Origin of the sequence: Corticibacter populi (assembly GCF_004217315.1) — a bacterium.
GTDB classification, from domain to species: Bacteria; Pseudomonadota; Gammaproteobacteria; order Burkholderiales; family Burkholderiaceae_C; genus Lampropedia; species Lampropedia populi.
Genome location: NZ_SGWR01000004.1, coordinates 122,170 through 148,789 on the forward strand (window position 1 = coordinate 122,170; position 26,620 = coordinate 148,789).

Annotated in this window: 22 protein-coding genes and 1 tRNA gene; 16 read left to right on the forward strand and 7 right to left on the reverse strand. The window is 65.8% G+C overall.

What is annotated here, in order from left to right; all coding sequences use genetic code 11:
* Window positions 1-208: 208 nt before the first annotated feature.
* From EV687_RS14625 to EV687_RS14650, 6 genes are read left to right on the forward strand one after another with little or no spacing between them, the layout of a single operon-like run.
* Window positions 209-982 carry a 5-formyltetrahydrofolate cyclo-ligase gene (locus tag EV687_RS14625; RefSeq protein WP_122229655.1) on the forward strand — a complete coding sequence of 258 codons (774 nt, stop codon included), beginning with the start codon at window positions 209-211 and terminating at the stop codon, window positions 980-982.
* Window positions 983-1,020: 38 nt separating this feature from the next.
* The gene (locus EV687_RS14630) at window positions 1,021-2,046 is read left to right on the forward strand and encodes a BMP family protein (protein ID WP_122229653.1); all 1,026 of its coding nucleotides are present in this window, start codon (window positions 1,021-1,023) and stop codon (window positions 2,044-2,046) included.
* 2 nt (window positions 2,047-2,048) lie between these two features.
* On the forward strand, window positions 2,049-3,704 hold the full coding sequence (locus tag EV687_RS14635) for an ABC transporter ATP-binding protein (protein WP_207226470.1): 1,656 nt from the start codon (window positions 2,049-2,051) through the stop codon (window positions 3,702-3,704).
* Window positions 3,691-4,806: an ABC transporter permease gene (locus tag EV687_RS14640; RefSeq protein ID WP_122229651.1), complete on the forward strand. Its 1,116-nt coding sequence runs from the start codon at window positions 3,691-3,693 to the stop codon at window positions 4,804-4,806. The genes EV687_RS14635 and EV687_RS14640 overlap by 14 nt, the downstream gene beginning before the upstream one ends.
* Complete coding sequence (locus EV687_RS14645) at window positions 4,799-5,737, forward strand: ABC transporter permease (RefSeq protein ID WP_122229649.1); 939 nt, start codon at window positions 4,799-4,801, stop codon at window positions 5,735-5,737. Before EV687_RS14640 ends, EV687_RS14645 begins: the two co-directional genes overlap by 8 nt.
* A gap of 27 nt (window positions 5,738-5,764) precedes the next feature.
* Window positions 5,765-6,079: an ATP-binding domain-containing protein gene (locus EV687_RS14650; RefSeq protein ID WP_207226471.1), complete on the forward strand. Its 315-nt coding sequence runs from the start codon at window positions 5,765-5,767 to the stop codon at window positions 6,077-6,079.
* Between the two features lie 101 nt (window positions 6,080-6,180).
* Here the strand turns inward: EV687_RS14650 and EV687_RS14655 are convergent, their stop codons facing one another.
* Window positions 6,181-7,131, reverse strand: coding sequence for a formylglycine-generating enzyme family protein (locus tag EV687_RS14655; protein ID WP_162846616.1), 951 nt, complete (start codon window positions 7,129-7,131; stop codon window positions 6,181-6,183).
* A gap of 190 nt (window positions 7,132-7,321) precedes the next feature.
* Here EV687_RS14655 and EV687_RS14660 point away from each other — a divergent pair, with 190 nt between their 5' ends.
* The 3 genes from EV687_RS14660 to EV687_RS14670 all read left to right on the forward strand — a co-directional run bounded on the left by EV687_RS14660 (window position 7,322) and on the right by EV687_RS14670 (window position 9,840).
* Complete coding sequence (locus tag EV687_RS14660; protein ID WP_122229645.1) at window positions 7,322-8,194, forward strand: methionine ABC transporter ATP-binding protein; 873 nt, start codon at window positions 7,322-7,324, stop codon at window positions 8,192-8,194.
* A gap of 48 nt (window positions 8,195-8,242) precedes the next feature.
* The gene (locus tag EV687_RS14665; RefSeq protein WP_122229643.1) at window positions 8,243-8,905 is read left to right on the forward strand and encodes a methionine ABC transporter permease; all 663 of its coding nucleotides are present in this window, start codon (window positions 8,243-8,245) and stop codon (window positions 8,903-8,905) included.
* A 119-nt stretch (window positions 8,906-9,024) separates the two neighbouring features.
* The gene (locus EV687_RS14670) at window positions 9,025-9,840 is read left to right on the forward strand and encodes a MetQ/NlpA family ABC transporter substrate-binding protein (protein ID WP_122229928.1); all 816 of its coding nucleotides are present in this window, start codon (window positions 9,025-9,027) and stop codon (window positions 9,838-9,840) included.
* Between the two features lie 87 nt (window positions 9,841-9,927).
* Here the strand turns inward: EV687_RS14670 and EV687_RS14675 are convergent, their stop codons facing one another.
* Window positions 9,928-10,551, reverse strand: coding sequence for a riboflavin synthase (locus EV687_RS14675; RefSeq protein WP_122229641.1), 624 nt, complete (start codon window positions 10,549-10,551; stop codon window positions 9,928-9,930).
* A gap of 188 nt (window positions 10,552-10,739) precedes the next feature.
* Here EV687_RS14675 and EV687_RS14680 point away from each other — a divergent pair, with 188 nt between their 5' ends.
* Window positions 10,740-12,125 carry a YdgA family protein gene (locus tag EV687_RS14680; protein ID WP_162846615.1) on the forward strand — a complete coding sequence of 462 codons (1,386 nt, stop codon included), beginning with the start codon at window positions 10,740-10,742 and terminating at the stop codon, window positions 12,123-12,125.
* Window positions 12,126-12,188: 63 nt separating this feature from the next.
* On the opposite strand, the gene EV687_RS14685 is transcribed toward EV687_RS14680, so the two are convergent.
* The gene (locus EV687_RS14685; protein ID WP_122229637.1) at window positions 12,189-13,397 is read right to left on the reverse strand and encodes a benzoate/H(+) symporter BenE family transporter; all 1,209 of its coding nucleotides are present in this window, start codon (window positions 13,395-13,397) and stop codon (window positions 12,189-12,191) included.
* A gap of 272 nt (window positions 13,398-13,669) precedes the next feature.
* On the opposite strand from EV687_RS14685, the gene EV687_RS14690 reads away from it, so the two are divergent.
* The 3 genes from EV687_RS14690 to EV687_RS14700 all read left to right on the forward strand — a co-directional run bounded on the left by EV687_RS14690 (window position 13,670) and on the right by EV687_RS14700 (window position 16,869).
* Window positions 13,670-14,581, forward strand: coding sequence for a dihydrodipicolinate synthase family protein (locus EV687_RS14690; protein ID WP_122229635.1), 912 nt, complete (start codon window positions 13,670-13,672; stop codon window positions 14,579-14,581).
* Between the two features lie 78 nt (window positions 14,582-14,659).
* Window positions 14,660-15,658 (forward strand): Bug family tripartite tricarboxylate transporter substrate binding protein, encoded by a 999-nt coding sequence (locus EV687_RS14695; RefSeq protein WP_122229633.1) that lies wholly within the window; start codon window positions 14,660-14,662, stop codon window positions 15,656-15,658.
* 2 nt (window positions 15,659-15,660) lie between these two features.
* On the forward strand, window positions 15,661-16,869 hold the full coding sequence (locus EV687_RS14700; RefSeq protein ID WP_122229631.1) for an alpha-hydroxy acid oxidase: 1,209 nt from the start codon (window positions 15,661-15,663) through the stop codon (window positions 16,867-16,869).
* Here the strand turns inward: EV687_RS14700 and EV687_RS14705 are convergent.
* On the reverse strand, window positions 16,844-17,743 hold the full coding sequence (locus EV687_RS14705; protein WP_122229630.1) for a LysR family transcriptional regulator: 900 nt from the start codon (window positions 17,741-17,743) through the stop codon (window positions 16,844-16,846). The genes EV687_RS14700 and EV687_RS14705 overlap by 26 nt on opposite strands.
* A gap of 119 nt (window positions 17,744-17,862) precedes the next feature.
* Here EV687_RS14705 and EV687_RS14710 point away from each other — a divergent pair, with 119 nt between their 5' ends.
* From EV687_RS14710 to EV687_RS14720, 3 genes are all read left to right on the forward strand, one after another.
* Window positions 17,863-19,320 (forward strand): aldehyde dehydrogenase (NADP(+)), encoded by a 1,458-nt coding sequence (locus tag EV687_RS14710; protein WP_122229628.1) that lies wholly within the window; start codon window positions 17,863-17,865, stop codon window positions 19,318-19,320.
* 228 nt (window positions 19,321-19,548) lie between these two features.
* Entirely contained in the window at window positions 19,549-20,856 is a 1,308-nt protein-coding gene (locus tag EV687_RS14715) for an amidase (protein ID WP_122229626.1), read from the forward strand.
* A gap of 78 nt (window positions 20,857-20,934) precedes the next feature.
* Window positions 20,935-22,563 carry a peptide chain release factor 3 gene (locus EV687_RS14720; RefSeq protein ID WP_122229624.1) on the forward strand — a complete coding sequence of 543 codons (1,629 nt, stop codon included), beginning with the start codon at window positions 20,935-20,937 and terminating at the stop codon, window positions 22,561-22,563.
* Window positions 22,564-22,697: 134 nt separating this feature from the next.
* On the opposite strand, the gene EV687_RS14725 is transcribed toward EV687_RS14720, so the two are convergent.
* The 3 genes from EV687_RS14725 to EV687_RS14735 all read right to left on the reverse strand — a co-directional run bounded on the left by EV687_RS14725 (window position 22,698) and on the right by EV687_RS14735 (window position 26,356).
* Window positions 22,698-22,773: transfer RNA gene (locus tag EV687_RS14725), tRNA-Gly, on the reverse strand.
* 135 nt (window positions 22,774-22,908) lie between these two features.
* Window positions 22,909-25,359, reverse strand: a complete 2,451-nt coding sequence (gene lon, locus EV687_RS14730) for an endopeptidase La (RefSeq protein ID WP_122229622.1) — start codon at window positions 25,357-25,359, stop codon at window positions 22,909-22,911.
* 154 nt (window positions 25,360-25,513) lie between these two features.
* On the reverse strand, window positions 25,514-26,356 hold the full coding sequence (locus EV687_RS14735) for a symmetrical bis(5'-nucleosyl)-tetraphosphatase (protein WP_122229621.1): 843 nt from the start codon (window positions 26,354-26,356) through the stop codon (window positions 25,514-25,516).
* Window positions 26,357-26,620: the final 264 nt, after the last annotated feature.

Below are 26,620 nucleotides of genomic sequence, written 5' to 3' on the forward strand. Positions count from 1 at the left end.
AGTTGTCGCCGCCACAAAGGCACCGCAATGGGGCAAAAAGCTGTTGCGCACAGTTTTGAGGCATGGCAAAGCGGTATTTGCACCAGATGGGCAGCTTTTGCATACGGAACCTGTGTTGCGCACATAACAGCCATAACAAGGTGCCCATGTGCAAACGCGCAATCGACTTCTAGACTCCGCTCATCCTTTCAACAAACAGGCACACACCATGAGCTACCACCATGAGCACGCCGCCCGCTGGCAGGGTCGGCACGAAGGCAAGGACACTTTGCGCACAGAGGTCTGGCAGGCGCTGGAGCGTGCGCAGGTCAACGTCGGGCCGGTGGCCAGCCGCATTCCCAACTTCGTGGGCGCCGATGCTGCGGCGCAACGCCTCGCGCAAACGGCGTTCTGGCAAGACGCCCGCATCGTCAAGTGCAACCCCGATCCACCGCAGATTCCGGTGCGGCTGCGCGCCTTGTACGACGGCAAGGTTCTCTACACGCCGGTGCCGGAGCTGGTGCAGGGCTTCCCGTTCGTGCGGCTCGACCCTGCACAGCTCAAAGCGCGAGACATCTCTTTCGAGCTGGCGGCCACCTCGCAAGGCGCCTTGCAAGTGGGCGAGCCCGTGCAGTTCGAGGACATGGAGGCCATGGATGTGGTCGTGGTCGGTTGCGTCGCCGTCACCGCACAAGGCGGGCGCACCGGCAAAGGCGGCGGTTTCGCCGACCTGGAACTGGGCATCTTCCGCGAGTTGGGAACTTTGCCCGCGCACGCGCAAATCGTCACCACCGTGCACGAGGTGCAAGTGGTGCCCGACGCGCAGATCGAAATGCTGGCGCACGATTCGGCGCTGCACTGGATTTTCACGCCCGAACGCAGCATCGAGACGCACTCGCCCTACCCGCAGCCCGGCGGCGTGGCCTGGGACGTGGTGCAGGACGATCAGATCCGCGACATCCCTTTTCTGCTGGAACTCAAACGCCGCCTCACCGCCGCCTGAGCACCCAGCCTTTTAGCCACCCTACCTGGAGTCCCGCCATGCAAACCCTGTCTCGCCGCCAATTCCACCACCTCTCACTGGCCAGCGCACTGGGCCTTGGCCTGGGTGGCATGCGCCGCGCGCTGGCCGCCAACCCCAACAAAACCACCAAGGTCGCGCTGTTGTTGTCAGGCAGCATTGCCGATGGCGGCTGGGGCCAGTTGGCGCATGAAGGCATCGTCGCGTTGCAAAGCACACCCGGCTTTCAAGCAGTGTTTACCGAAAACATCGGCCAGGCCGAGATTCCCCAGGCCACGCGCGGCTATGCGGATGATGGCTACGACCTCATCATCGGCCACGGCTATGAGTACGGCAGCGCCTTGCTGGAGATCGCGCCCGAGTATCCGGATACCAAGTTCTTCGTCTCCTCCTTCCTGCCCGAGCCAAGCGTGCCGTCCAACATCCAGTATGCGGATCTGGCGTATTACGATGCCTCGTACTGCGCGGGCGCCCTGGCGGCGCTGATTTCCGAGAAGCGCGCCGCAGTCGGCTTTGTGGGTGGTGGCGACAACCCCACCCAGCAACGCATGCTGCGCGCCTTCGTCGCTGGTGCCGAGCGCACCGTGCCGGGCATCAAGGCTGCGGGCATCATCACGGGTGAATACGGCAACGCCGCCAGAGGTCGCCAGGCCGCAGCAACCTTGATTGGCAACGGTGCAGACGTGATCTGGCATGCCGCCAACGAAACCGGCATTGGCGCCTTGCAAGCCGCTGCCGCCGCCAACGTCAAGGCGCTGGGCTGCTATGCCGACCAAACCGCCATCGCACCCGCAGTCGTTGGCACCAGTTTGCGCATCGAACTGGGCGAGATGGTCAAAACCATTGCCAAAAGCGTGGCCGACGGCAGCTTTGGCGGTGGCGGCGAGTGGCACCCCGCGGTGGACGTGATCTGGTCGCCGGTGGCAGGCGCAGCGGGAGACCACAACCCCAAAATCATCAGCGCCGATGCCTGGCAACAGTTTCGCGCCATCTGGGCCGATGTGGCCAGTGGCAAGCTGAAGGTGGCTGGCATTCTGGATGCCTGAGCATGGCGCTGCATTCATCCGCGCAGCACGCGCAAGCCGCGCTGGCTGGCACACCAGCCTCAAGCACTGCCGACGTGCAAATGGCAGCACCGTGGCTGCACATGCGCGGCATCGTCAAACGCTTTCCCGGCGTACTGGCCAACGATGATGCGCACCTGGCCGTGCGTCGCGGCGAAATCCACGCCCTGCTGGGCGAAAACGGCGCGGGCAAAAGCACGCTGATGCAAATCCTCTACGGCCTCTACCAGGCCGATGCGGGCGAGATCACGCTGGATGGCCAGCCGCTCACAGTGGGCAGCCCGGCCGATGCCATGGCCCACGGCATTGGCATGGTGCACCAGGAGTTCATGCTGGTGCGGCTCTTCACCGTCGCCGAGAACGTGGCGCTGGCCGATCGCCAAAGCCGCACGCTGGACTTGGCCGCAGTCGCCGCCCGCATCACCGAGGTATCGCAGCAGTACGGCCTGCAAATCGATCCGCAAGCGCGCATCGAGCAGTTGCCCATCGGAGTGCAGCAGCGCGTGGAGATCGTCAAGCTGCTGTGCCGGGATGCGCGCATTCTGATTCTCGACGAGCCCACGGCCGTGCTGACCGCGGGTGAGAAAGACCGGCTTTTTGCGGTGCTGCGCCGCCTGGCTTCTGACGGCTGCGCCATCATCATCGTCACCCACAAGCTGCATGAAATCCTCGAAATCGCCGAGCGCGTGACCGTCATGCGCGCCGGCAAAACCGTAGGCTGCGTGCCCACCGCGGGCAGCAGCGAAGCCGCTCTGGCGAGGCTGATGGTGGGGCGCGACGTGACCTTTACCGCGCCACGTCCGGTGCAAACCCCAGGCCCGGTGGTCTTGCAGGTGGAGGATTTGAGCACCACCGATGAACGCGGCCAGCAAGCCCTGCGGCAAGCCGGTTTTTGCCTGCGTGCAGGGGAGATTCTCGGCATCGCGGGGGTCGATGGCAACGGCCAATCGGAGTTGGCCGAGGCTTTGGTGGGCGCGCGCCCAAGCAGCGGCAGCGTGCGCCTGCACGGGCGTGAAATGCGCGGGCTGGATACGGCTTCGCGCCGCGCCTTGGGCATGGCCTACATTCCGGCGGATCGGCGCCGTGCAGGCGCAGTCATGGAGCTTTCGGTGCGCGAGAACGCCTTGCTGGGCATGCAAAACCTGCTGAGCCACCTGGCCGGGCTGTGGCGCGACGAAGCGCGCATCAGCGCCCATGCGCAACGCCTGGTGGAGACGTTCGGGGTGCGCACGGCCAGCCTCTCTTTTCCGGCGGGCAAACTCTCCGGCGGCAATCTGCAAAAACTCATTCTGGGGCGGGAGCTGATGCTCAAGCCCCAATTGCTGGTGGTGGAGCAGCCCACGCGCGGGCTGGACGTGGGCGCCATCGAAGTCGTCTGGCAAGCGCTGCTGGCCGAACGCCAAAAAGGCACGGCAATCGTGCTGGTCTCGGCCGAGCTGGACGAAATCCTGACGCTCAGCGACCGCGTGGCCGTTCTGTATGGCGGGCGCATCGCCGGTCTGTTTGACAACGACGGCAGCGCCGCGCTGCGCGAGTCCATCGGGCTTTGCATGGCAGGCGTGGGCGCCAGCGCCAGCCAAGCGGACGCCGCTGCAAACCAAGCGGCATTGCCGGAGCAGGAGTGCCATGCTGCGCATTGAAAAACGCCTGGCGCCTGCCAGCTCCAAAACAGCCATTGCCGGTGCCGCAGCGCTGGCCGTCATCGCGGCTTTGCTGGTCTGCGCAGTGCTGTTCGCGCTGCAAGGCGCGAACCCGTTGCAAGCCTATGCCAGCCTCTTTTCTGGTGGCTTTGGTGATTGGCGCGGCATCGGCTACACGCTCAACAAAGCCGCACCGCTGGCGCTGATCGCGTTGGGCACCATCGTGGCCTGGCGCTGCGGCTTTGCCTATCTGGGTTTTGAAGGCTGTTTCGTCATCGGTGCGGCAGCGGCTACCGCCGTTGCTCTGGCCGTAGTTCCTGATCGTTGGCTGGCTGGCGTGCCATTCGCCGTGTTTCTACCCATCTGCATCGCGGCAGCCATGTTGGCCGGGGCGCTTTGGGCAGCCTCCACCGGCTGGCTGCGGGCGCGCTTTGGTGGCAGCGAGGTGCTGATGTCGCTGATGGGCAATTACATCGCCTTGTTGCTGGTGCAATACCTGGTCTCAGGTCCGATGCGTGCGCCCGGCGGGCTGCCGCAATCCGCCCGCATTCCGCAGGAGACCTGGTTGCCCTTGGTCATCGAAGGCACGCGTGCCCATGCGGGCATTGGCCTCGCCCTGTTGGCTGCGCTGCTGGTGTGGGTGTTGCTGCGCAAAACACCGCTGGGCTATGAAATGGTGGTGGCCGGGCTGAACCCGCTGGCTGCGCGCAACAGCGGCATTGCGGTGGGCCGACGGGTGTTGCAGGCCTCGCTGCTGGCGGGCGCGCTGGCGGCACTGGCGGGTTTGGTGCAGGTGCTGGGCGTGCAATACCGGCTGCTTGATGGCATGAGTGGCGGCATCGGCTTCATCGGCATCGTCGTGGCCTTGCTGGCCAGGCTGCATCCGCTGTGGGTGTTGCCGGTGGCGCTGCTGTATGGCGGCATGTCCGTCGGCGCGGACAGCATGCAACGCGCCACCGGTGTGCCGACCTCCATCACATTCATTCTGCAGGCGCTGACGGTGCTGTTCGTTCTGGCCAGCCCGTGGTTGCTGCGCTACCGGGTGGTGTGGCAAAGCCCCCGCGCCGCTGCGGGAAGACCTCTTGGAGAGCGCAATGGATAGTCTTTCCATCCTGGATGCGGCATTTCTCAGCACCTGGCTGGCTGCGGCCATCCGCCTGGCAGGGCCGGTGCTGTTGGCGGCGCTGGGCGAGGTGTTTGCCGAGCGCTCTGGCGTGCTCAACATCGGCATCGAGGGCTTGCTGCTGATTGGTGCTCTGGCCGCCTATCTGGCCTGCGGGCTCAGCGGCTCATCCTGGCTGGGCGTGTTCGCGGCCATTGTGAGTGGCTGGTTGGCCAGCCTGCTGCTGTCGTGGCTGTACGTGACGGTGCAGGCCAGCCAGGTGGTGGTGGGCATTGTGTTCAACCTGTTGGCACTGGGCGCGTGCAGCCTGGTTTTTCGCACCACGGGCGAAGTCACGGGTGGCCAATCCGTCGCCATGTTTCCCGCTTTGCAAATCCCGGGGCTGTCGGAATTGCCATGGGTGGGGCCTGCCTTGTTTGGGCAGCCGGTCTTGCTATACGTCACGCTGTTACTGGTGCTGGTGGCAAGCATGGTGCTGCAACGCAGCCGCTTCGGCTTGTCGTTGCGTGCGGTAGGCGAGAACCCGCGCGCGGCGGATGCTGCCGGCATCAGTGTGAAACGCATGCGCCATGCAGGGGTGTGGATATCCGGCGGCGCAGCCGGCATGGCAGGCGCTTACCTGATGCTGTGCGAAGTGGGCGTTTACCGCGACTCGATCGTCAGCGGGCAGGGCTTCATCGCCTTGGCCATCGTCATTCTGGGCCGCTGGACGCCCTGGAAAGTCATGCTGGCCGCGCTGGTGTTCGGCCTGGCCGATGCCTTGCAACTGTCCTTGCAGTTGCTGGGCTGGGGCTTGCCGCCACAGCTCTTGCTGGCGCTGCCCTACGCGCTGACGCTGCTGGCCATCTCCGGCATGTTTGGCGGCAAATCCGTGCAGCCTGCGGCTTTGTTGATGCCGCATCAGCGTTAGCAAGAAGGTTCCAATGGTGCGTCGTGGGTGGCTGAGGCGCTGAACGAAGCCCTGTCCGAGCACAACATCCAGGTTACTGCCTGCTGCGAGGGCCAGGCGGTGGGCCAGGAAAACAACGTGGGCGTGTTCGACATCCAGCAAATCAAGGGGCTGAAGTTTGAAGGGGTGTTCTTTGTTGGCATTGGCGAGCTTGCCGCACTGCAACCATCGCTCTTCGATAAATACCTGTACGTGGGCACTGCGCGCGCAGCCACTGGCCTGGGGGGTGACCTGCGACGGTGCCGTGCCGCCCGCAATCGAGAGCCTGTGCGCCCACTTTGGCCAGGATTGGCAAGTGCCTGAATCGCTCCAGGCGGCCACAGAGCAATGGGAATGGATGGATGGCCTTCGACCAAACGACAAGAAATTCCCTGCAGCGCTTCAACCTTCCTCCTGCAGTTTTTTCATCTACCCGGAGGCGCCGCGACGACCAGCCGGATGCCGAGGTTGCTCGGTGGCGCTCCGACCGAGCAGGCGCCCGAGCGCGCATCGCGGATGAAGTCGGGGATGAAGCTCGGGTGCTGGCCCGCCACGGCGCGGATGCCGCAGTTCTCGCTCAGTGCCAGCGGCGCGGCGCCGTCGGCCAGCGCGGTGCGTGTGTAGCAGGTGTCGGTCCACTCCCAGACGTTGCCGCCCAGATCCTCGATGCCGTATGCGTTGCGGCCGAAGTGGCCCAGCGGCTGCGGCGCAGGCTCGACGCTGGCGCGTGCCATCTCGCGCGCGTATTGCTGCAGCCAGTATTGCGCGGGGTTGTCGGGTCGGTATTCGTCCAGCGGGGCGGCTTCCTCGAAGGCATCGCCGGCCAGAAGCACCCATTCCTCGTAGCGTGGCAGGCGATAGGGCAAGCCGGTTTCCGCCGCGAGCCATTGCGCGTAGGCCTGGGCGTCCACCCAGCTCACGCCGGTGACGGGCAACTGCGCCGAGGCGCTGGCGCCGCGCCGGTCCTGACCATCGGCCGGCTTGCAGTGCTGGGCGGCGACGCAGCGCGCGTAGTCGGCCTGGCTGACCAGCTGGCGCATCACGCGCAGCGGCTGCTCGATCCGTGCCTGCTGCCAAGGTGGGGCGGCCGGAAAGCCGGCGCGTGTGAATTCGCCCACGGCCAGGAAGCGCACGGTGCCGGCCGGCACCATGACCAGGTTTGCGGATGGCTCGGTGGCCGGATCGGCGGAGGAGTCGCCGCGGCAGGCTGTCAGGGCCGTGGCACAGGCTGCGGCGCTGACCAGCATGCCGGCCAGTGCACGCGCCCGCGCCGCACTGGCTGGGCAGGGGCCGCGCGAACGGTGCGGGAGGTGCGAGGCCCCGGGCGTTGTCTCGCGGGGCAGGATGGGTGTCGAAAGGGAAGGGGGCGGGCGCATGGACGGATTGCACCAGCGGCGCGCGGCCCGGTCTTTGCGGTGCGACAACATCCGCGCGGTCTTGTTCGGGGAGGTGACGCCGTGGAGGTGCACGGCGCTTTCGGGCCGGATGCAGGGCCATGCCACCGGCATCGGTTGTCAAAAGTAAGACAATCGGGGGTTTCGCCGTGTCTGCCGGTTCTGCTGCTCCATGACTGATTCCTCCTCCCCTCCCCACGCGCTGATCCAGCTCGATGCCGTCAGCAAGCGTTTTGCCTTGCCCGATGGCCGCGTCTTCGAGGCCGTGCGCGCGGTGTCGCTGGACATTGCGGCTGGCCAGATTTTCGGCCTGATCGGCCAGAGCGGCGCGGGCAAATCGACGCTGCTGCGCCTGATCAACCTGCTCGAGCGCCCCGATGCCGGGCAGGTGCGCGTCGATGGCCGCGACCTGATGGCACTCTCCAAGCGCGAGTTGCGCGCCACGCGCCAGGAGATCGGCATGATCTTCCAGCAGTTCAACCTGTTGCAGAACGCCACTGTTTCCGAGAACGTGGCGTTCCCGCTGGAACTGCATGGCCGGCGCAGCAAGGCCGAGATCGCCGCGCGCGTGCGCGAGTGCCTGGACCTGGTGGGGCTGGCCGACAAGGCCGGCAGCTACCCGGCCCAGCTCTCGGGCGGGCAGAAGCAGCGCGTGGCGATTGCCCGCGCGCTGGCGCCGCGCCCCAAGGTGCTGCTGTGCGACGAGCCGACCTCGGCGCTCGATACCGAAACCACCCGCTCGGTGCTGCAGACGCTGCGCGAGATCAATGCGCGGCTGGGCGTGACCATCGTCATCGTCACCCATGAGCTCTCGGTGGTGCAGGCACTGTGCCAGCGCGTGGCCATCGTCGAGGCCGGACGCATCGCCGAGCAATTCGATGTGGACGACCTGCAGACGCCGCGCCGCAGCGCGCTGGGCCGCGAACTGGCCGAGGAACAGCTCAGCGTGCAGATCCTGCGCGAGCACGCCGCGCGCATTGCCGCCGCGGCGCGCGCGGGCGTGCCACTGGCGGCTGCTGCCGCCGATCCTGCCATCGATGCCTGATGCTCCGCCCGCCGCTCGCATTCACCCCCATCCCTTGCACCATTTGCCATGTCTGACAACCTGATCGCCCTGCTGCCCGAACTGTGGGTGGCCATTGGACAAACCTTTCTCATGCTGGGCATCGGCCTGGCTGCCGCCATCGTGCTGGGCGGACCGCTGGGGGTGCTGCTGTTCCTGCTCAGCCCGGGCCAGTCGCTGGCCCACCGGCCGGCCTATCTGGTGCTGAGCTGGATCGTCAACACGGTGCGCTCGTTCCCGTTCATCATCCTGCTGGTGGCGCTGGTGCCGTTCACGCGGGTGGTCACCGGCACCTCGATCGGGCCGCTGGCGGCGGCCGTGCCGCTGTCGGTCGCGGCCATCCCGTACTTTGCGCGGCTGGTCGAGCAAAGCATCCGTGAGGTGCCGCGCGGCGTCATCGAGGCCGCGCATGCCATGGGCGCCTCCGAGCTGCAGATCGTCTGGCGCGTGCTGGTGCGCGAGGCGCGCTCGGGCCTGGTGCTGGCGCTGACGGTGCTGGCCGTGAGCTTCCTGTCGTACTCGGCCATTGCCGGGGTGGTCGGCGGTGGCGGCATCGGCGACCTGGCGATCCGCTACGGCTACTACCGCTTCCAGACCGATGTGATGCTGCTGACGGTGGCCTTGCTGATCGTGCTGGTGCAGATCATCCAGTTCGGCGGCAACGCGCTGGCGAGCCGGCTGGACAAGCGCTGAGCGGGGTGCGGGTCTGCGCTTTTGCCTGCGGTTGTCGGCCTGGGGCGCCGTCCATGCGTTGAGGATGGATGGGCCTGCAGGTGTCCGTTTTCCCTTTTTGCTTTTTTGAGGAGTTTCCCATGTCCCTTCTTCGTCGCCATCTCGTTCTGGCCGCTGCGGCCGCCAGCCTGGGTCTGGCCAGCCTTGCCGCGCAGGCTGCCGATCCGGCCAAGCCGAATCTGACACTGGGCGCCACCGCCGGCTACAACTACGATGTGCTCAAGAAGGCCATCGCACCGCAGCTCGAAAAAGAGGGCTACAAGGTCCGGCTGGTCGAATTCAACGACTACGTGCAGCCCAACCTGGCCCTGGCGCAGGGCTCGCTCGACGCCAACCTGTTCCAGCACATCACCTATCTGAACCGCTTCAAGGCCGACCAGAAGCTCGACCTGGTGGATCTGGTGCAAAGCACCACGGCGCCGATGGGCATCTATTCCGAAAGCCGCAAGAGCCTGGCCGAGTTGCAGGACGGGGACCGCGTGACGCTGCCCAACGACCCGAGCAACCTGGCGCGCGCGCTGCAGCTGCTGGTGCAGCAGGACCTGATCACGGTCAAGGCCGACATCGATCCGCTGCGGGTGAGCGAGCGTGATGTGGTCGAGAACCCGAAGAAGCTGCGCTTCCAGCCCATCGAGGCCGCGCAGCTGCCACGCACGCTGGGCGATGCGGCCATTGCCATCGTGCCGGGCAACTTCGCCACGGCCGCCGGGTTGGCTTTCACCAGCGCGCTGGCGCTGGAACAACCCCCGGTGGCCTACCAGCAGGTGGTGGCCGTGCGCCAGGGCGACGAAGCCAAACCCTGGGCCCAGGACCTGAAGAAGGCCTTCCAGTCGCCGTTCTTCAAGCAAGTGCTGGACGCCGAGTTCCCGGGCTATACGCGGCCGGCCGGTCTGTGAGCTTCTGAACAAGCCCTTACGCAGAAACGGCAACGGCGGCCTGCATGGCCGCCGTTTTTCATGGCAGCAGAGGTATCGGTGGGACGCTCACCCGGCCTTCGGTTCGAGCATCCGCGCCACATAGCGCGCGATCACATCCACCTCCAGATTCACTGCGCTGCCTACCCGCAGCAGGCGCAGCGTGGTGTGCTCGACGGTGTGGGCGATCAGGTTGATGCTGAATTCGCAGCCATCCGGCAGATCCTCGACGGTGTTGACCGTAAGGCTGACGCCCTGCACCGTGATCGAGCCCTTGTAGGCCAGGTAGCGGCCCAGTTCGGCGGGGGCGAGGATGCGCAGTTCATGGCTTTCGCCCACCGGCGCGAAGTGGCTGACGGTGCCGATACCATCGACGTGGCCGGAGACGATGTGGCCGCCGAGCCGGTCAGCGGCGCGCAGGGCTTTCTCCAGGTTGACCTCGCCGGGCTGGTCGAGACCGGCCGTCAGGCGCAGCGATTCGGCCGAAATCTCGATGGTGAAGATGCTCTCTTCCAGCGCCAGGCCGGTCACCGTCATGCAGGCGCCATTGAGCGCGATGCTGTCGCCCAGCGCCACGTCGTCGAGATAGCCTTCGGGCGTGGCGATGTGCAGGCGCTTGCCATGCGCGGCACTCTCGCCCAGGTTTTCGACGGTCTGAATCCGGCCCACGGCCGTGATGATGCCGGTGAACATGCGTGCAATCCTCTGCTTTCCGGTGGTTTGATCGGGTTCCGAATGGCTGCTGCCAGTCTCCCCAGACCGCCATGATAAGCACCTGGCGGCGGCGCGCCGGCAAGCTGTGGAACAATGCCCCGCTCAACATGGATTTGGCACGAGGCCTGCGCCCGCGGTGGTTGGACAGGCTCTCAGGAAAGGAGCACATGAGCAAGAGCATCAAACTGGTGGCCGGCGTGGCCTTGCTGGGGCTGGCCTATGGCGCCACGGCCTGGTACATGGGTGGGCGCATCGAGGCGCAACTGCGCGATGGTCATGAGCATCTGACCGAATACCTGGGCATGCCGGTGACGCTGGCCGATTACCAGCGCGGGCTGTTGCATTCGGTCGCCCGCACGCAGGTGGTGCTGCCGCCCGAGTGGGGCGGCGCCACCATCACCTTGCGCCACCAGATCGAGCATGGCCCGCTGCCGGGCCTGCGGCGTCTGGGCCTGGCCTCCATCGAATCGCAGCCGGAACTCTCCGATGCCACGCGTGCGCTTTTGCAGCCGTCGATCGGCACGGCCGCGCCGGTTTCCATGCACACCCGGATCGGCTGGAGCGGCGATGGCGAGCTGGAGCTTGCCAGCCTGGATATCCGCCTCAAGAACCCGGACGATGCGGGCGAAGCGCAGCTCTTGCCGCTGCAGTACCGGATGCGCTTTGGTGCGGACCTCGCCAGCCTCGATGCCAGCCTGCAATGGCCGGGCATGCAAACCCGCGCCCCCAATGGCGAGCGGTTCCAGTTGCAGGGGCTCAGCGGCACCGACCAGTATGTGCTGCAGCCGGGCACCCGCTATACCTTCCTGGGGCGCAGTGATTACCGGCTCGAACGCCTGCTGTATGTCGCCATGGCCACTGCCACCGCCGAGGATCTGCCCGGCCATCTGCCAGACGATCCCGATCAGCGCAGCACCGCTGGACTGGCGCTGCGCGATGTCCAGTTGCAGATGGAGGCCACGGAAGAGGGCGGCCTGATGGACATGCTCCTGCGCATGAGTGCGCAGGAGCTGCAGCTCGATGGCGAGGCCTTCGCTCCGCTGCAGTGGGACATGTCACTGCGCAAGACGCACGTGCCGACCTACGAACAGTTCTATGCGGCCTTCTCGTCGCTGTTGCAGAGCGAGGACCCGGTCGCGGCTTTCGGGCGGCTCGATGCCCAGGAGCAGGAGCGCTTCCGGCAGCAGGCGGCGGCATTGTTCGCACATGGCCTGGAGCTGCGCCTCGATGAGCTGAGCTTTCGCCTGCCCGAGGGCGTGGTGCGTGCCGATGCCAGCGTGAGCGCGCCCACGCTCACTGCCAATGACCTCAGCTTTCTGCCTTTCAGCCTGCTCGCCAAGCTGCAGTTTCAGGCGCACCTGTCGGTGCCCGAGGCGGCGCTGGTGCGCCTGGGCCTCTACGACGCCGAATCCTTGCAGGCGCTGGTCGATCAGGGCGTGGCCGAGCGCGAGGGAGATGCGCTGAAGACGGCCATTTCCTATCTGCGTGGCCTCAGCACCATCAATGGCCAACCGGTCGACCCGGCGGCGCTCGGCGGGCTGCTGCCGTATTGATGCATTGACGTGTGGAGGGGTGGTCGCGTGCGTGAGCCCGCGTGCGGCCTTGAGCCTGGGTCGTCAGCGCCGCACGCGCGTCAGCGCCAGCATGGCCAGGCCGCCGGCGACCAGGCCCCAGAAAGCCGCGCCGATGCCGGCCACACTCAGGCCCGAGGCGGTCACCAGGAAGGCGATCACGGCCGGCTCGCGGCTGGCTTCGTCCTTGAGGGCCGTCAGCAGGCTGCTGGCGATGGTGCCCAGCAGCGCGATGCCGGCAATGGCCATGATCAATTCTCGCGGGAAAGCCGAGAACAGCGCCACGACCGCGCCGCCGAGCAGCCCGATGGCCAGGTAGAACAGGCCGGCGGCCATGGCGGCAACGTAACGCCGGGCCGGGTCATCATGGGCCTCGCGCCCCATGCTGATGGCCGCCGAGATGGCCGCGAGGTTGATCGCATAGGCGCCGAACGGCGCCAGCAGCAGGTTGACCATGCCGATGAAGCCGATGACCGGCGAGACCGGCAGCGCATAGCCCGAGGCACGGGCCACCACCACACCGGGTATGTTCTGCGAGGTCATGGTGACGATGAAGAGCGGCAGTGCGATGCTGAAGAGGGCGCTGACGGAGAAGGCCGGCATGGTGAACACCGGCCGGGCCAGTTGCCACTGCAGGTTCTCGGTGTGCAGCAGGCCGCTGGCGGCCGCCACCAGCACGCCGGTGGCCAGCGTGGCGATCACGGCATAGCGCGCAAACCACATGCGCCCGGCAAAATAGGCCACCAGCATTGCCAGCACCAGCACCGGCTGCGTCTCGATGGCCAGGAAGGCATCGAGACCAAAGCGCAGCAGTACCCCCGCGAGCATGCCCGAGGCCAGGGCCATCGGAATGCGGTTCATGGCCTTCTCGAACCAGCCGGTCAGGCCGGCCACCGCGATCAGCAGCGCCGAGATGACGAAGGCACCGATCACCTCCGGCATCGGCAGCCCCAGCGCGCTGCCCATCAGCATGGCCGCGCCGGGCGTGGACCAGGCCGTCACCACCGGCATGCGCAGCCGCAGCGAAGGCAGGAAGCAGGTCACGCCCATGCCCAACCCCAGTGCCCACAGCCACGAACCCATCTCTGCTGCGCTGGCACCCAGTGCCTGCGCGGCCTGGAAGACGATCACCGCTGAACTGGTGTAGCCCACCAACACGGTGATGAAGCCGGCCACGATGGCCGAGAGTGAAACATCGTGCAGGATGGAGCGACGGCCCGGCAGCGCGGGGGGAATAACAGGCGTTGGAGACATGCTTGGCTTTCTGGGACGGCGGCATTATGCGCCGCGGTCGTGGCGGGCATCTGCTGATCGGCTCAAGCGGATGGTCGACACACGGGATGGGCCAGGCCGTTGATCCGCTGGATTGGGGCGCCTGGTTGCAGTGGTCGGTCCACTGATTCAATTCCTGAATCACTGAATCCGATCTTCGCATTGGACGGGGACAGGCCTGCGCGGGCCTAATGGCTTCTCAACGCCGGTCGTGCATGGACCGGTCCGAATGACAATAACTGGACGAGACACCAATGCGCCACACCACCGCCGAGCTGCGAACCGCCCTGAATGGCATCTCGGGTATTCTGGTCACCCCCTTCGACGGCGATGACACGCTGGTGCCCGACCGGCTCGCTCCCATCGTCGATCGCGCCATCGAGGCAGGTGTTCACGTGCTGGTGGCCAACGGCAACACCAGCGAATTCTATGGACTGACGACCCGGGAAGCCGAGCAAATGGTGCAGGCGGTTGCTGGGCATATTGCCGGCCGTGTGCCGCTGCTTGCCGGCGTCGGCCGCAGCTTGCATGATGCGCTGACCTTGGCGCGCGCCTCGCAGGATGCGGGTGCGAGTGCGTTGATGGTTCATCAGCCGCCCGATCCGTTCGTCGCCCCGCGGGGCGTGGTTTCCTATGTGCAGCGCATCGCGCAAGAGGTCGGCGACCTGCCGCTGGTGCTGTACCTGCGTGACGATGGCATCGGCCTGGACGCCATCACCGAGCTGTGCGCCATTCCGCAGGTCATTGGCGTGAAGTGGGCTTCCCCCACGCCGCTGCGATTGGCGCAAGCCATGGCCCGCACCCGTGATCATGACATCGCCTGGGTCGGCGGGCTGGCCGAACACTGGGCGCCGCCGTTCTACGCGGTCGGTTCGCGCGGCTTCACCTCTGGCCTGATCAATGTGCGGCCGGCCCATTCGGTGGCGATTCACTCGGCACTGGAGGCCGGCGACTATCCCAGGGCCATGCAGCTCATTCGCGGCATGGCTGAATTCGAGGCTTTGCGCGCCGAGGAGCGCAACGGCACCAATGTCACCGTTGTCAAACGCGCCCTGCAGCTGCAGGGCAACGACTGTGGTGCTGTGCGTGCTCCGGGTGCCTGGCCCCTGTCTGACAAGGCGGAGGACACGCTGCGCCGCCTGTTGGAAGAGTGGGATCTGGCCTGAGCCAGAGCCCTACTGTGGTGGCGCATTCCCCGGGGCGCCACGAGAAGATCAATAAAACCTAATCAAACGGAGACTTTCATGCCAGTATTCCAGCCGAAAGGCCTGGGCTCGCGTCTTGCTGCCCGCTTCGCCACCGCCGTCGTGTTCTGCTCCGCATCCTTGGCAGGTGCCGCGGGCTTCCCTGACAACCAGCCCATCACCATCATTGTTCCGTATGCGCCCGGGGGTTCCTCGGATGCGATTGCACGTCGGCTTTCGCAGCCACTGGCCGAGGAGTTGAATGCCACCGTCGTCGTCGAGAACAAGGCCGGAGGCAATGGCGCCATTGGTGCTTCCCAATTGGCGCGCGCCAAGCCCGACGGCCACACGCTCATGATCGGCGCCCTGGGCGTGCTGGCCATCAACGAGGGCCTCTACGAGAATCTCGGCTATCTGCCGCGCCGCGATTTCGACATGCTGACCATTGCCGTGCGCACGCCCAATGCGTTCGTGGTGCCGCAGTCCTCGGCCATCCAGACCCTGCCCCAGTTTCTGGAGCAGCTCAAGGCTCAGCAAGGGGGGATGCCGATTGCCACGGCCGGCTCGGGCTCCAGCGAGCATCTGACATTGGCGCTGTTCCTGAAGAACAGCGGGGCTGAAGCCATCCATGTCCCCTACAAGGGGGGAGGGCCCGCCATCGCCGACACCCTGGCAGGTCATGTCCATGGCCTGGTCTCCAACCTGGGAGCGGTGACGCCCTATATCCAGTCCGGCCGCCTGCGCCTGATCACCGTCACGGGCGATCAGCGCACGGCGCTGTTCCCGGATGTGCCGGTGCCTCAGGAAGCGGGAGTATCCGGCATGGAGGTCTATTCCTGGCAAGGCATTGCCGCGCCAAAAGGGTTGCCGGTCGAAGTCAAGGATAAGCTGGCCGCCGCGCTGCACAAGGTGCTGACCACCGATGCATTCCGCCAGCAGATGACCGAGCTGGGCTTTGATGTGGTTGCCAACGATGCGCAAACCGCCACCTCCTTCCAGATCGAAGAAGCCGAACGCTGGAAGCAGGTGATCCGGGAAGGCAATATTCAGGTTGATTGACGATGTCCAATCCAGAGAAGCGGGTTGCCCGGCTCTATGCCACGGAAGAGTTCAGAAGCCTCGCGCGCCAGCGCCTGCCCAAGGGCCTGTTCGAGTATGTGGATCGCGGTGCCGGCGATGAGCGGGCACGCGGTTGGACGCAGGCCAGCCTGGATCGTTGGCGCTTCGTGCCGCGGCTACTGTGTGATGTTTCGCAACGTTCGCAGGACGTGGAGCTTTTCGGCCAGCGCTATTCGGCCCCGCTGGCCATCAGCCCAACGGCAGCGGCCGGACTGCTGTGGTTCGAGGGCGAAATCGCACTGGCACGGGCGGCCCGCACGGCCGGCTTGCCCTTCACCCTGTCAACCTCTTCCATTACCAGCATGGAGCGTGTCGCCGAGGCCGCCGGTCCTGGCATGTGGTTCCAGCTCTACATGTGGCCCGACCGCCGCCTGTCCTACGGGCTGGTCGACCGTGTGAGGGAGGCCGGTTACGGCGCGCTGATCCTGACGGTGGACACGCCGGTGCTGCCGCTGCGGCCTTACAACCTGCGCAACGGCTTTGGCGTGCCGATTCGCATGACGCCGCGCAACGTCGTGGATGTCGCGTGTCATCCGCGCTGGGCACTGGGCACACTTGTGCCGCATCTGTTGCGCCATGGCATGCCGCGTTATGAAAACTACCCGCAGGGCGCGCAGGCGAGTCTGGGTGTCAAGGCCAAATCCTTCGCCAATCCCAAGAACGACAGTTGCACCTGGGACGATCTGCACGCATTGAGGCGTTACTGGAAGGGGCCTTTGCTGGTCAAGGGCATCCTGAGCCCGGAGGATGCGCGCCTGGCCCTGCAGCATGGCGCCGACGGCGTAGTGCTCTCCAACCATGCCGGCCGCAATCTGGACAGCCTGGTTGCGCCACTGGATGTTCTGCCGCAGGTAGCCGACAGCGTCGGGCACAAACTGACTGTGCTGGTCGACAGTGGATTCGCCAGTGGCAGCGACGCCGTCAAGGCGCTGGCGCTGGGTGCCAAGGCGGTGATGCTCGGCCGCGCGCCACTGTACGGCCTGGGCGCCGGCGGCGAGGCGGGAGCGGCCAGGGTCTTGCGGATGTTCTGTGAAGACATCGAACGCACGCTGGCGTTGGTGGGCTGCCGCCATCCGGGGGAACTCTCGCGAGCCCACCTGCACGACGCGGCTTGTGCTGCGGGGCTCAATCCAGCGCGCTCAAGCCCATGAAGAGAGCCCGCATGCGTTCCAGCGATGGATTGGCGATCGCTTCGCGACGCCGCCACACCATATGCATTTCCCCACGCACATGATCGGGCAGGGCCAAGTCACGCACGACCAGATTGTTCAGGCGCAGCAGTGCGGTGGAAGCGGGCACCAGCGCCAGTCCAATGCCTGCATTGGCCAGGGCCAGCATGGAATGGGTGTGGCGCACATGCTGAATGAAGCGTGGTGTCACGCCGGCTTCATGAAACAAGGCCTGCAGCATTTCATGGAAGTAGCGGCCGTCGCCGGCCGAATACATGATGAAGGGCTCGCCGTGCAGGTCCTGCAGTTGCAAGCGGCGGCGGCGTGCCAACGGGTGTGCACGCGGCAGCACCAGCCGCATCGGCTCACGCATCACGCAGCGCATCTCCAGTCCGTGCAGGTCGGCGGGCAGGCGGATCAGGCCGAGATCAATGCGCCCGCCACGCAGCGCTTCGAGTTGTTCGACGGTGACCATCTCGCGCAGTTCGAGATCGACGTTGGGCAACTGGTGCTGTGCTGCTGCCACGGCGCGAGGCAGGAAATCGAAGTTCGCTCCGGCCGAGTAACCCAGCACCACCCGGCCCGCCTCGCCCTGCACGGCGCGCCGGGCCTTTCCGGCCGCTGCGGCACAACGGTGCAGGATGTCCTGTGCCTCGGGCAGGAAGGCCTGTCCAGCCGCAGTCAGGCGCACGCTGCGCCGGGTGCGCTCCAGCAGCGCGGTTCCCAGCGCATGTTCGAGTTGCCGGATCTGCCGGCTCAAGGGCGGTTGCGTCATGTTCAAACGTTCCGCTGCCCGGCCGAAATGAAGCTCGGCGGCAACCTCGACAAAACAACGCAACTGGCTCAGCTGAAACATGAGTCGGGCGGCACGCCATCAATGTTGGAAAACTCGGACGAGCATTATCCGTCCAGCCAGTGCGGCCGTCCAACTCGATCCCGCCAACCTTTTTCAAAGACATCCAAAGGAGTACCCCAATGAGCATCCTCCCGCATGCGCCGGCAGATACGCCGGACACCGACATCGACAGGCTCGCCGAAGCGGCTGGTGCCGCGGCCCGCGCGTGGCGTGGTGGTCCGGCCGCCGGACGCGCCGCGCTGTTGCGTGAACTGGCCCAGGGCCTCGAGGAGGAACGGGGCCACCTGGTGGCATTGGCCGATGAAGAAACCCATCTGGGCACGGCGCGCCTTGATGGCGAACTCGACCGCACGGCCTTCCAGCTCCGGGGTTTTGCCCAGCAGCTCGATGAGAACCAAGTCGGTGTGGCGCTCGGTGAAGCCGCGGTCGCCGGCGTGCCACCGCAGGGCCGGCCTGCGCTCACTCGCGTGCAGGTGCCACTGGGTCCGGTCGCGGTGTTCGCCGCCAGCAACTTCCCCTTTGCGTTCTCCGTTCTGGGGGGCGACACGGCCTCTGCACTGGCGGCGGGCTGTCCGGTGGTGGTCAAAGCCCATCCCGGCCATCCCCGCCTGTCGCGTGCCACGGCGGCCATTGCTGAACGGGCGACCCGCAAACTGGGTTTGGCCTCGGGAGTGTTCGGCATGATCGAGGGTGCCTCGATCACCCCTGGTGTGCGGTTGGTCCGCCACCCGGAGATATCGGCGGTGGCCTTCACAGGCTCCTTCAAGGGCGGTGTTGCGCTGAATGCCGAAGCCCAGGCCCGCTCTCGACCCATCCCCTTCTTCGGTGAGCTTGGCTCCATCAATCCCGTCATCGCATTGCCGGCCGCGCTGCAACAGGATGGTTCCGGGCTGGCCAGCCAGCTGGCGGCATCCATCGTCAATGGATGCGGTCAATTCTGTACCAGCCCGGGTGTCATTGTGATACTGGACAGCGATGGCGCCAGTGACGCGTTCGTGCGGGACCTGACGGCTGCCCTTGACGCGGCACGTCCCCATGCCATGCTGAACATGGCGTTGCGCGATGGCTTCGAGCATGGCGTTGCGCGATTCGAGCGCCACCTTGCAGTCAGCCGCCTGACGACGGCGGTGGCCGCCGAAAGCGCCGGTCCCAGGGCCTATCTGGGACAGGTGTCCGCCAGTCAGTTCCTGGCGGACCCGGCACTGCATGAAGAAGTGTTCGGTCCGGCCGCATTGCTGGTGCGTGCGGCAGACGATGACGAGATGATCAGCGTGCTGCGCGCCGTGGGAGGCAGCCTGACGGTGACGCTTTGGGGCGCAGATGCACCCACCGATGCGAATTGCCGCCTGCTGCAGGCCGCCGTATCCATTGCCGGACGTGTGTTGTTCAGGGGCGTGCCGACTGGCGTCGCGGTGTGCGCGGCGCAGCAGCATGGCGGTCCCTGGCCGGCTTCGACCCGGCCCGAAAGCACATCGGTGGGATTCGCTGCCGTCGAACGCTTCCTGCGCCCGGTGGCGCTGCAGGATGCGCCCGCCTGGGCTCTCCAGCCAATGCCTGCCGCGATCGCCAATAACTAGCGAGCGGCGTGTTTTGCTGGTTCTCGAGCGGGACCTGGAGAGTCTGCGGCACCGCACTCGGTGCCGGGTGGCATTTTCATCCCTGTGGATCTGAAGATGGCGTTGTACCATCCGCTGCTGGTTCGCCGCATCCATTGGATATATGCGGGAGGCACGGGCATGGGGTCTTGTCGCGCCCTTTCGGCAGCGTGACGCCCTGTTTTGGAAGACCTACGGGAATCGCCTTTCATGACAACTTCTTTGGAACGCCTGGAGCAATGCCTTGTGCGCATCCATGGCGACAGCGAGCGCGCACGGCGCATCTTCACCCACCTCTACGAGGACAGCGCCCGAGAGGAAGCGCAGGCGGCGGATGCACGGGCTAGGCATGGCCGCTCGTTGGGGCCGCTGGATGGACGCATCGTCAGCGTCAAGGATTTGCTGGATGTCGCAGGCACGGTGACGACGGCCGGCTCCAGGCTGCTGGCGCAGGCCCCTGCGGCCAGGCAGGATGCGGCGGTGGTCGCGCGCCTGCGGGCGGCCGGCTGCGTGGTGATCGGCAAGACCAACATGACCGAGTTCGCCTTCTCGGGGATTGGCATCAACCCGCATTTCGGCACGCCTGGCAACGCCCGGGACGCGACGCGCATCCCGGGAGGCTCCTCGTCCGGCGCCGGGGTGGCCGTGGCGCTGGGCCTGTGCGAGATCGCTGTGGGCTCCGACACGGGCGGCTCGGTCCGCATTCCGGCTGCGCTCAATGGCGTTACCGGGTTCAAGCCCAGCGTGCAGCGGGTCCCCAGGGAGGGGGCGTTTCCGCTCTCGTTTAGTCTCGACAGCATCGGTCCGCTGGCCGCCAGCGTGGCAGATTGCGCGATGGCCGATGCGGTCATGGCCGGCCTGTCCCCGGATCAGGCGGAGCTGCCCGAGCGCCGCGTCAGGGGCTTGCGCATTGCCGTGCCGCGCGGGCTGCTGTTCTCGGAGGCGGATGCGCAGGTGCTCCAGGCATTCGAGCAAGCGCTGGAGGTGTTGCGGCGCCAGGGCGCCCAGATTGACGATGTGGCCTGGGACGAATGGCTGAGCGCGCCCTTCCAGATCCAGCGCAAGGGCACGCTGATTGCCGCGGAGGCGGCGGCGATCCATCAGCCGTACCTGCCGGACCGTGCGGCCGAGTACGATCCGTTGGTGCTCGCACGCATCGAACGCGGCATGGCGCTGGATGCGGCCAGCTACATCCGGATCCTGCAGCAGCGCGTGCAGCTGCAGCGTGCGTTCGATCGACGCATGACGGGGTACGACCTGGTCATGCTGCCCACCGTGGTGTTCACGGCGCCGAGCATCGCGAGCCTGGCCGATGAAGAGGCCTTCATGAAGGCCAATGCGCTGGCCTTGCGCAATACCTCGGTGTTCAACTTCCACGACCTGCCTGCGCTCTCCCTGCCGGCGCCTCGGGACGCGCAGGAATTGCCGGTGGGCCTGATGTTTGCGGGTGCCCGCCTGGCCGATCGTGCCGTGCTGGCGCTGGGCCTGGCCATCGAGCGCGCCCTGCATGCCGCGTGATTGGATTAGGCGCGCATCCGGCGAGCGAGGTCATTAAAATGGCGGGTTTGCGTTTGCCTGGACAGCCCGGACCCACTTGTGACCTACGAAAACGAAACCCGCCGCCGGCGCACCTTCGCCATCATCTCCCACCCGGATGCGGGTAAGACCACGCTGACGGAAAAGCTGCTGCTGTTCTCCGGCGCGATCCAGATCGCCGGGGCCGTCAAGGGCCGCAAGGCCAGCCGCCATGCCACCAGCGACTGGATGGAGATCGAGAAGCAGCGCGGTATCTCGGTGGCCTCCAGCGTGATGCAGATGAGCTACCGCGACCATGTCATCAACCTCCTCGACACGCCCGGCCACAAGGACTTCTCGGAAGACACCTACCGCGTGCTCACGGCGGTGGATTCGGCCCTGATGGTGATCGACGCGGCCAACGGTGTCGAATCGCAGACCCGCCGGCTGATCGAGGTGTGCCGCCAGCGCGATACGCCCATCATCACCTTCGTCAACAAGATGGACCGCGAGGTGCGGGACCCGCTGGACATCCTCGACGAGGTCGAGCGCGAACTGAAAATGCCCTGCTGCCCCATCACCTGGCCGGTGGGGCAGGGCAAGGGCTTTGGCGGCATCATCAACCTGCAGACGCAGAGCATGACCGTGTTCCAGCCCGGCAGCGACAAGCGTCCGCAGGACTTCGAGGTCATCCCGCTGGCCGAAAGCGACCGCTTGCGGGCGCGCTTCGGCCAGGCCTTCGACGATGCGCTCGAAGCGATGGAGCTGGCGCAGGGCGCTTCGGCCGAGTGGGACCACGAGGCCTTCCTCGCCGGCAAGCTCACGCCGGTGTTCTTCGGCTCCGGCGTCAACAACTTCGGGGTGATGGAAGTGCTGGACGCGGTGGTCGATATGTCGCCGCCGCCGGGTGATCGCACCAGCCGCCTGATCGGCAGGAATGGTGAGGTGACCGAGACCACCATCCACCCGGCTGATAAGGCTTTCTCCGGCGTGGTCTTCAAGGTGCAGGCCAACATGGATGCCAACCACCGCGACCGTATCGCCTTCGTGCGCGTGGCGTCAGGCAAGTACACGCCCGGCATGAAACTCAAGGTGCAGCGCAGCGGCAAGGAACTGCGCCCGACCAGCGTGGTGACCTTCATGAGCCAGCGCCGCGAGGCGGTGGAAGAAGCCTATGCCGGTGACATCATCGGTTTCACCACGCATGGCGGCGTGCAGCTGGGCGACACCATCACCGATGGCGCCAACCTGCAATTCACTGGCCTGCCGTTCTTCGCACCGGAGATGTTCGCGACCGTGGTGCTGAAGAATCCACTCAGAACCAAGCAGTTGCAGCAGGGTTTGATGCAGTTAGGCGAAGAAGGCGCCATCCAGGTCTTCAAGCCCGATGCCGGCGGCAACATGCTGCTGGGCGCCGTTGGCCAGCTGCAGTTCGAGGTGGTGCAGCACCGCCTGAAGACGGAGTACGACGCCGAAGTCCGTCTGGAGCCCAGCCAGTACACCAGCGCGCGCTGGATCAGCGCCGAGACGCCCGATGAGCTCAAGAAGTTCGAGGCGGCCTACCCGCTGCGCATGGCGCATGATGCCGCCAATGCGCTGGCCTACATGTGCACCTCGCCGTATGACGTGCGGCTGGCGCAGGAGCGCTTCCCGAAGATCATCTTCCACCCGCTGCGCGAACACGCCGGGCTGGAGCTGCAAAGAGGGTGATGCCTGCCCCGCATGCGATGCCCTGCGCATGCGGCCTCCGGAAACGGGAGGAGTGCGATTCTGGCAACAAAAAAGGGCCGTGAGGCCCTTTTCATGAATCGGTCCGAAGCTTGAAGCTGCTGGCCGATGGAATATGGAGCGGGAAACCGGTCTCGAACCGGCGACCTCAACCTTGGCAAGGTTGCGCTCTACCAACTGAGCTATTCCCGCGTGGTTTCCTGGGAGTTGCGAAACATTCGCTTGTCTTCGGAAGACCGAGATTCTAGCGCAATTTTCGGCGGCGATGGAAAACCATCCAAAAAATTTGTGCCTTTCTCGATCAACCTGTCGCAGGCCCCCTCGGACTCAATGCGAGACGATGTCCACCATCGAGGAGCCGGCGCTGAGGTCGCTGCCGGTGCGCTGGCCGGCAGCGGCGGCGTTGGCGGTCGCCACATCTTCTTCCGAGAGCGGCGTGGGCTGGCGCACCAGCGCATGCTGCAGCACCTGATCGAACCACTTGACTGGAATGATCTCCAGGCCATTGCGCACCACGTCAGGGATTTCCTGCAAGTCCTTGACGTTTTCCTCCGGGATCAGCACGGTCTTGATGCCGCCGCGCAGCGCAGCCAACAGCTTTTCCTTGAGGCCCCCGATGGCGGTGACTTCGCCGCGCAGCGTGATCTCGCCGGTCATGGCCACATCGGCGCGCACCGCAATGCCGGTCAGTGCCGAGACGAAGGCGGTGGCCATGGCCGCGCCGGCGCTCGGGCCGTCCTTGGGGGTGGCGCCATCGGGCACGTGGATGTGGATGTCCTTCTTCTCGAAGTCCACGGGCTGGATGCCCAACTGCAGCGCGCGGCTGCGCACCACCGTGCGTGCGGCCTCGACCGATTCCTTCATCACGTCGCCGAGTGAGCCGGTGCGCGTGACCAGGCCCTTGCCGGGCATGGTGGCCGCCTCGATGGTCAGCAGGTCGCCGCCCACTTCCGTCCAGGCCAGGCCGACCACCTGGCCGACCTTGTTGTCCTGCTCGGCGCGGCCGTAGTTGAACTTGCGCACGCCGAGGAAGTCGGCCAGGTTGGCGCTTGACACCTTCACCGGGGTTTGCATCCGGCCAAGCTGGATGCCCTTGACGGCTTTGCGGCAGATGCGCGAGATCTCGCGCTCGAGCGAGCGCACGCCCGCCTCGCGGGTGTAGTAGCGCACGATATCGCGGATGGCATCCTCGCCGACTTCCAGCTCTCCGGCCTGCACGCCGTTGTTCTGGACCTGCTTGGGCAGCAGGTACTTGAGTGCGATGTTGACTTTCTCGTCCTCGGTGTAGCCCGAGAGGCGGATGACCTCCATGCGGTCGAGCAGCGCTGGCGGAATGTTCATGCTGTTGGAGGTGGCCACGAACATCACGTCGCTGAGGTCGAAATCGACCTCGGCGTAGTGGTCGGAGAAATGGCTGTTCTGTTCGGGGTCGAGCACCTCCAGCAGCGCGCTGGAGGGGTCGCCGCGGAAGTCGGCGCCGAGCTTGTCGATCTCGTCGAGCAGGAAGAGCGGGTTGCGCGTGCCCACCTTGGTGAGGTTCTGCAGGATCTTGCCGGGCATGGCGCCGATGTAGGTGCGGCGATGCCCGCGGATCTCGGCCTCGTCGCGCATGCCGCCGAGCGCCATGCGCACGTACTTGCGGCCGGTGGCCTTGGCGATGGACTGGCCCAGCGAGGTCTTGCCGACGCCGGGAGGCCCGACCAGGCACAGGATGGGCGACTTGACCTTGTCGACGCGCTGCTGCACGGCCAGGTGCTCAAGGATGCGTTCCTTGACCTTCTCCAGCCCGTAGTGGTCCTCGTTGAGGATGTCCTCGGCAGCCAGCAGGTCCTTCTTGATCTTGGTCTTCTTGCTCCAGGGCAGGCCGACCAGCACGTCCAGGTAGTTGCGCACCACCGAGGCTTCGGCGGACATGGGCGACATCATCTTGAGCTTCTTGAGCTCGGCATCGGCCTTCTTGCGGGCCTCGGCTGGCATCTTGGCGGCCCGGATCTTCTTCTCCAGCTCCTCGATGTCGGCGCCGTCCTCGCCCTCGCCCAGCTCCTTCTGGATGGCCTTGACCTGCTCGTTGAGGTAGAAGTCGCGCTGGTTTTTCTCCATCTGGCGCTTGACGCGGCCGCGGATGCGCTTGTCGATCTGCAGGATGTCGACCTCGGCGGTGAGCTGCTCAAGCAGCGATTCCAGGCGCTGGCCCACGTCCAGCGTCTGCAGCAGCTCCTGCTTTTCTTCCAGCTTGGTGGGCAGGTGCGCCATGATGGTGTCGGCCAGCTGGCCGGCGTCGCCGATGCCGGCGATGGAGGTGGCAATATCTTGCGGAATCTTCTTGTTGAGCTTGGCGTATTGCTCGAACTGCTGCATCACGGCGCGGCGCAATGCCTCGAGTTCCGGGGGCGAAAGGGCTGCCGGCGGAATCTCCAGCGGCGTCACGGTCGCCTCGAAGTGCGATTCGGTCTCCACCACCGATTCGAGCATGGCGCGCTCGCGCCCCTCGACCAGCACCTTGACGGTGCCGTCGGGCAGCTTGAGCATCTGCACGATGGCGGCGATGCAGCCGATCTCGAACAAGTCGTCGGTCTTTGGGTCGTCCTGCGAGGCCGATTTCTGCGACACCAGCACGATGCGGCGGTCCTGCTCCATGGCCAGTTCCAGCGCCTTGATGCTCTTGGCGCGGCCCACGAACAGCGGAATCACCATGCTGGGAAACACCACCACGTCGCGCAGTGGCAGCAGGGGCAGCGTCAGAGGGGCGGCAGTGGCGGAGGTGGTTTGTTCTGTCATGTGAATATGCTTTCGAGTGTCGCTGCGCAGATGGGGGCAATGCCCTGGCTTTCAAGCGGCCCGGCGTGGCGCCGGATGCCATTTCCGCTGGATGTCGTTTCAGTATAGGAGCTGGCTGGCTGAGCCAGGGCCGGCCCGTGCTTTGGCCCCTGGCTCAGCCGGGCTGCTGCGCGGCCTGGCACTTGACCTGGATGAGCTCGCGCGCGGCCAGCGTATCGCCAAAGCGCAGCGCGCTCAGGCAGCCGCCCCAGACGCAGCCGCTGTCGAGCGCGAGCACATTGCAGCGGTCTTGCACGCCCAGCGTCGACCAATGACCGAAGGCGATGGTGGTGCCCCGGCTGGCGCGGCCGGGCACCTCGAACCACGGCATCAGGCCGGGCGGAGCCTGATCGGCGCCTTCGGCGCTGTCGAAGTCCATGCGGCCCTCGGCGCTGCAAAAGCGCAGGCGCGTGAATGCGTTGACGATGACACGCAGGCGATCCGGACCCTGCAGTGTGTCGCGCCAGCGGCGTGGCTTGTTGCCATACATGCTGTGCATGAAGGCCGCGCAATCCGGGCCGGCCAGCGTGTCCTCGACCTCCTGTGCCAGCGCCAGCGCCTGCGCGGCGTTCCAGGCCGGCAGCAGGCCGGCATGCACCATCAGCAGCGACTCCGCGCCGATCATGTGCTGGCGCACCAGCGGCTGGCGGCGCAGCCAGTCGATCAGGACGGGGCAGTCGGGCGCGCTCAGGACATCGTCCAGCGTATCGCGCCGGCCGGCCTTGCGTGCGCCATGAAAGCGTGCCAGCAGGTGCAGGTCGTGATTGCCCAGGATGACGGCAATGGCGCCATCGGCGCGCATGCAGCGCTGCAAAACCTGCAGCGATTGTGGGCCGCGATTGACGAGGTCGCCCAGCAGAAAGACCTGGTCGCGGCTGGGCGAGAAATCAATGGTTTCGAGCAGACGCCCCAGGGCGGCATCGCAACCCTGTACGTCACCAATGCAATAAATGCTCATGGGGCAGGCTGGTGTGATTCAATGATGGATCACCATTATCCCGTGCCGGACGGTCGATGCGTGCAAGACACCGTGGCATCGTGGATATGCGACATTGAAAAACGTGGTGATTTCAAGGGATATGAATAAATGGCCGTGATCGAATGAGGAAATCACACCCAAACGCAGGCCTTGTATATAATCGGCTGCCATATGATGATGCATGGTGATATTGTGCAATCGTGCGATTGATCACACGATTGGCTGCATTAACTGGATTGCATC

Coding starts and splice junctions, on each gene's coding strand:
- EV687_RS14675 (WP_122229641.1), bottom strand. CDS start 10,551: ATGTTCACCGGCATCATCACGGCCGTGGGCCGGATTCAGACCGTCGAA.
- EV687_RS14695 (WP_122229633.1), top strand. CDS start 14,660: ATGCCAGTATTCCAGCCGAAAGGCCTGGGCTCGCGTCTTGCTGCCCGC.
- EV687_RS14665 (WP_122229643.1), top strand. CDS start 8,243: ATGTCTGACAACCTGATCGCCCTGCTGCCCGAACTGTGGGTGGCCATT.
- EV687_RS14670 (WP_122229928.1), top strand. CDS start 9,025: ATGTCCCTTCTTCGTCGCCATCTCGTTCTGGCCGCTGCGGCCGCCAGC.
- EV687_RS14685 (WP_122229637.1), bottom strand. CDS start 13,397: ATGTCTCCAACGCCTGTTATTCCCCCCGCGCTGCCGGGCCGTCGCTCC.
- EV687_RS14715 (WP_122229626.1), top strand. CDS start 19,549: ATGACAACTTCTTTGGAACGCCTGGAGCAATGCCTTGTGCGCATCCAT.
- EV687_RS14630 (WP_122229653.1), top strand. CDS start 1,021: ATGCAAACCCTGTCTCGCCGCCAATTCCACCACCTCTCACTGGCCAGC.
- lon (WP_122229622.1), bottom strand. CDS start 25,359: ATGACAGAACAAACCACCTCCGCCACTGCCGCCCCTCTGACGCTGCCC.
- EV687_RS14735 (WP_122229621.1), bottom strand. CDS start 26,356: ATGAGCATTTATTGCATTGGTGACGTACAGGGTTGCGATGCCGCCCTG.
- EV687_RS14645 (WP_122229649.1), top strand. CDS start 4,799: ATGGATAGTCTTTCCATCCTGGATGCGGCATTTCTCAGCACCTGGCTG.
- EV687_RS14635 (WP_207226470.1), top strand. CDS start 2,049: ATGGCGCTGCATTCATCCGCGCAGCACGCGCAAGCCGCGCTGGCTGGC.
- EV687_RS14705 (WP_122229630.1), bottom strand. CDS start 17,743: ATGTTTCAGCTGAGCCAGTTGCGTTGTTTTGTCGAGGTTGCCGCCGAG.
- EV687_RS14710 (WP_122229628.1), top strand. CDS start 17,863: ATGAGCATCCTCCCGCATGCGCCGGCAGATACGCCGGACACCGACATC.
- EV687_RS14660 (WP_122229645.1), top strand. CDS start 7,322: ATGACTGATTCCTCCTCCCCTCCCCACGCGCTGATCCAGCTCGATGCC.
- EV687_RS14690 (WP_122229635.1), top strand. CDS start 13,670: ATGCGCCACACCACCGCCGAGCTGCGAACCGCCCTGAATGGCATCTCG.
- EV687_RS14700 (WP_122229631.1), top strand. CDS start 15,661: ATGTCCAATCCAGAGAAGCGGGTTGCCCGGCTCTATGCCACGGAAGAG.
- EV687_RS14655 (WP_162846616.1), bottom strand. CDS start 7,131: ATGCGCCCGCCCCCTTCCCTTTCGACACCCATCCTGCCCCGCGAGACA.
- EV687_RS14680 (WP_162846615.1), top strand. CDS start 10,740: ATGAGCAAGAGCATCAAACTGGTGGCCGGCGTGGCCTTGCTGGGGCTG.
- EV687_RS14640 (WP_122229651.1), top strand. CDS start 3,691: ATGCTGCGCATTGAAAAACGCCTGGCGCCTGCCAGCTCCAAAACAGCC.
- EV687_RS14625 (WP_122229655.1), top strand. CDS start 209: ATGAGCTACCACCATGAGCACGCCGCCCGCTGGCAGGGTCGGCACGAA.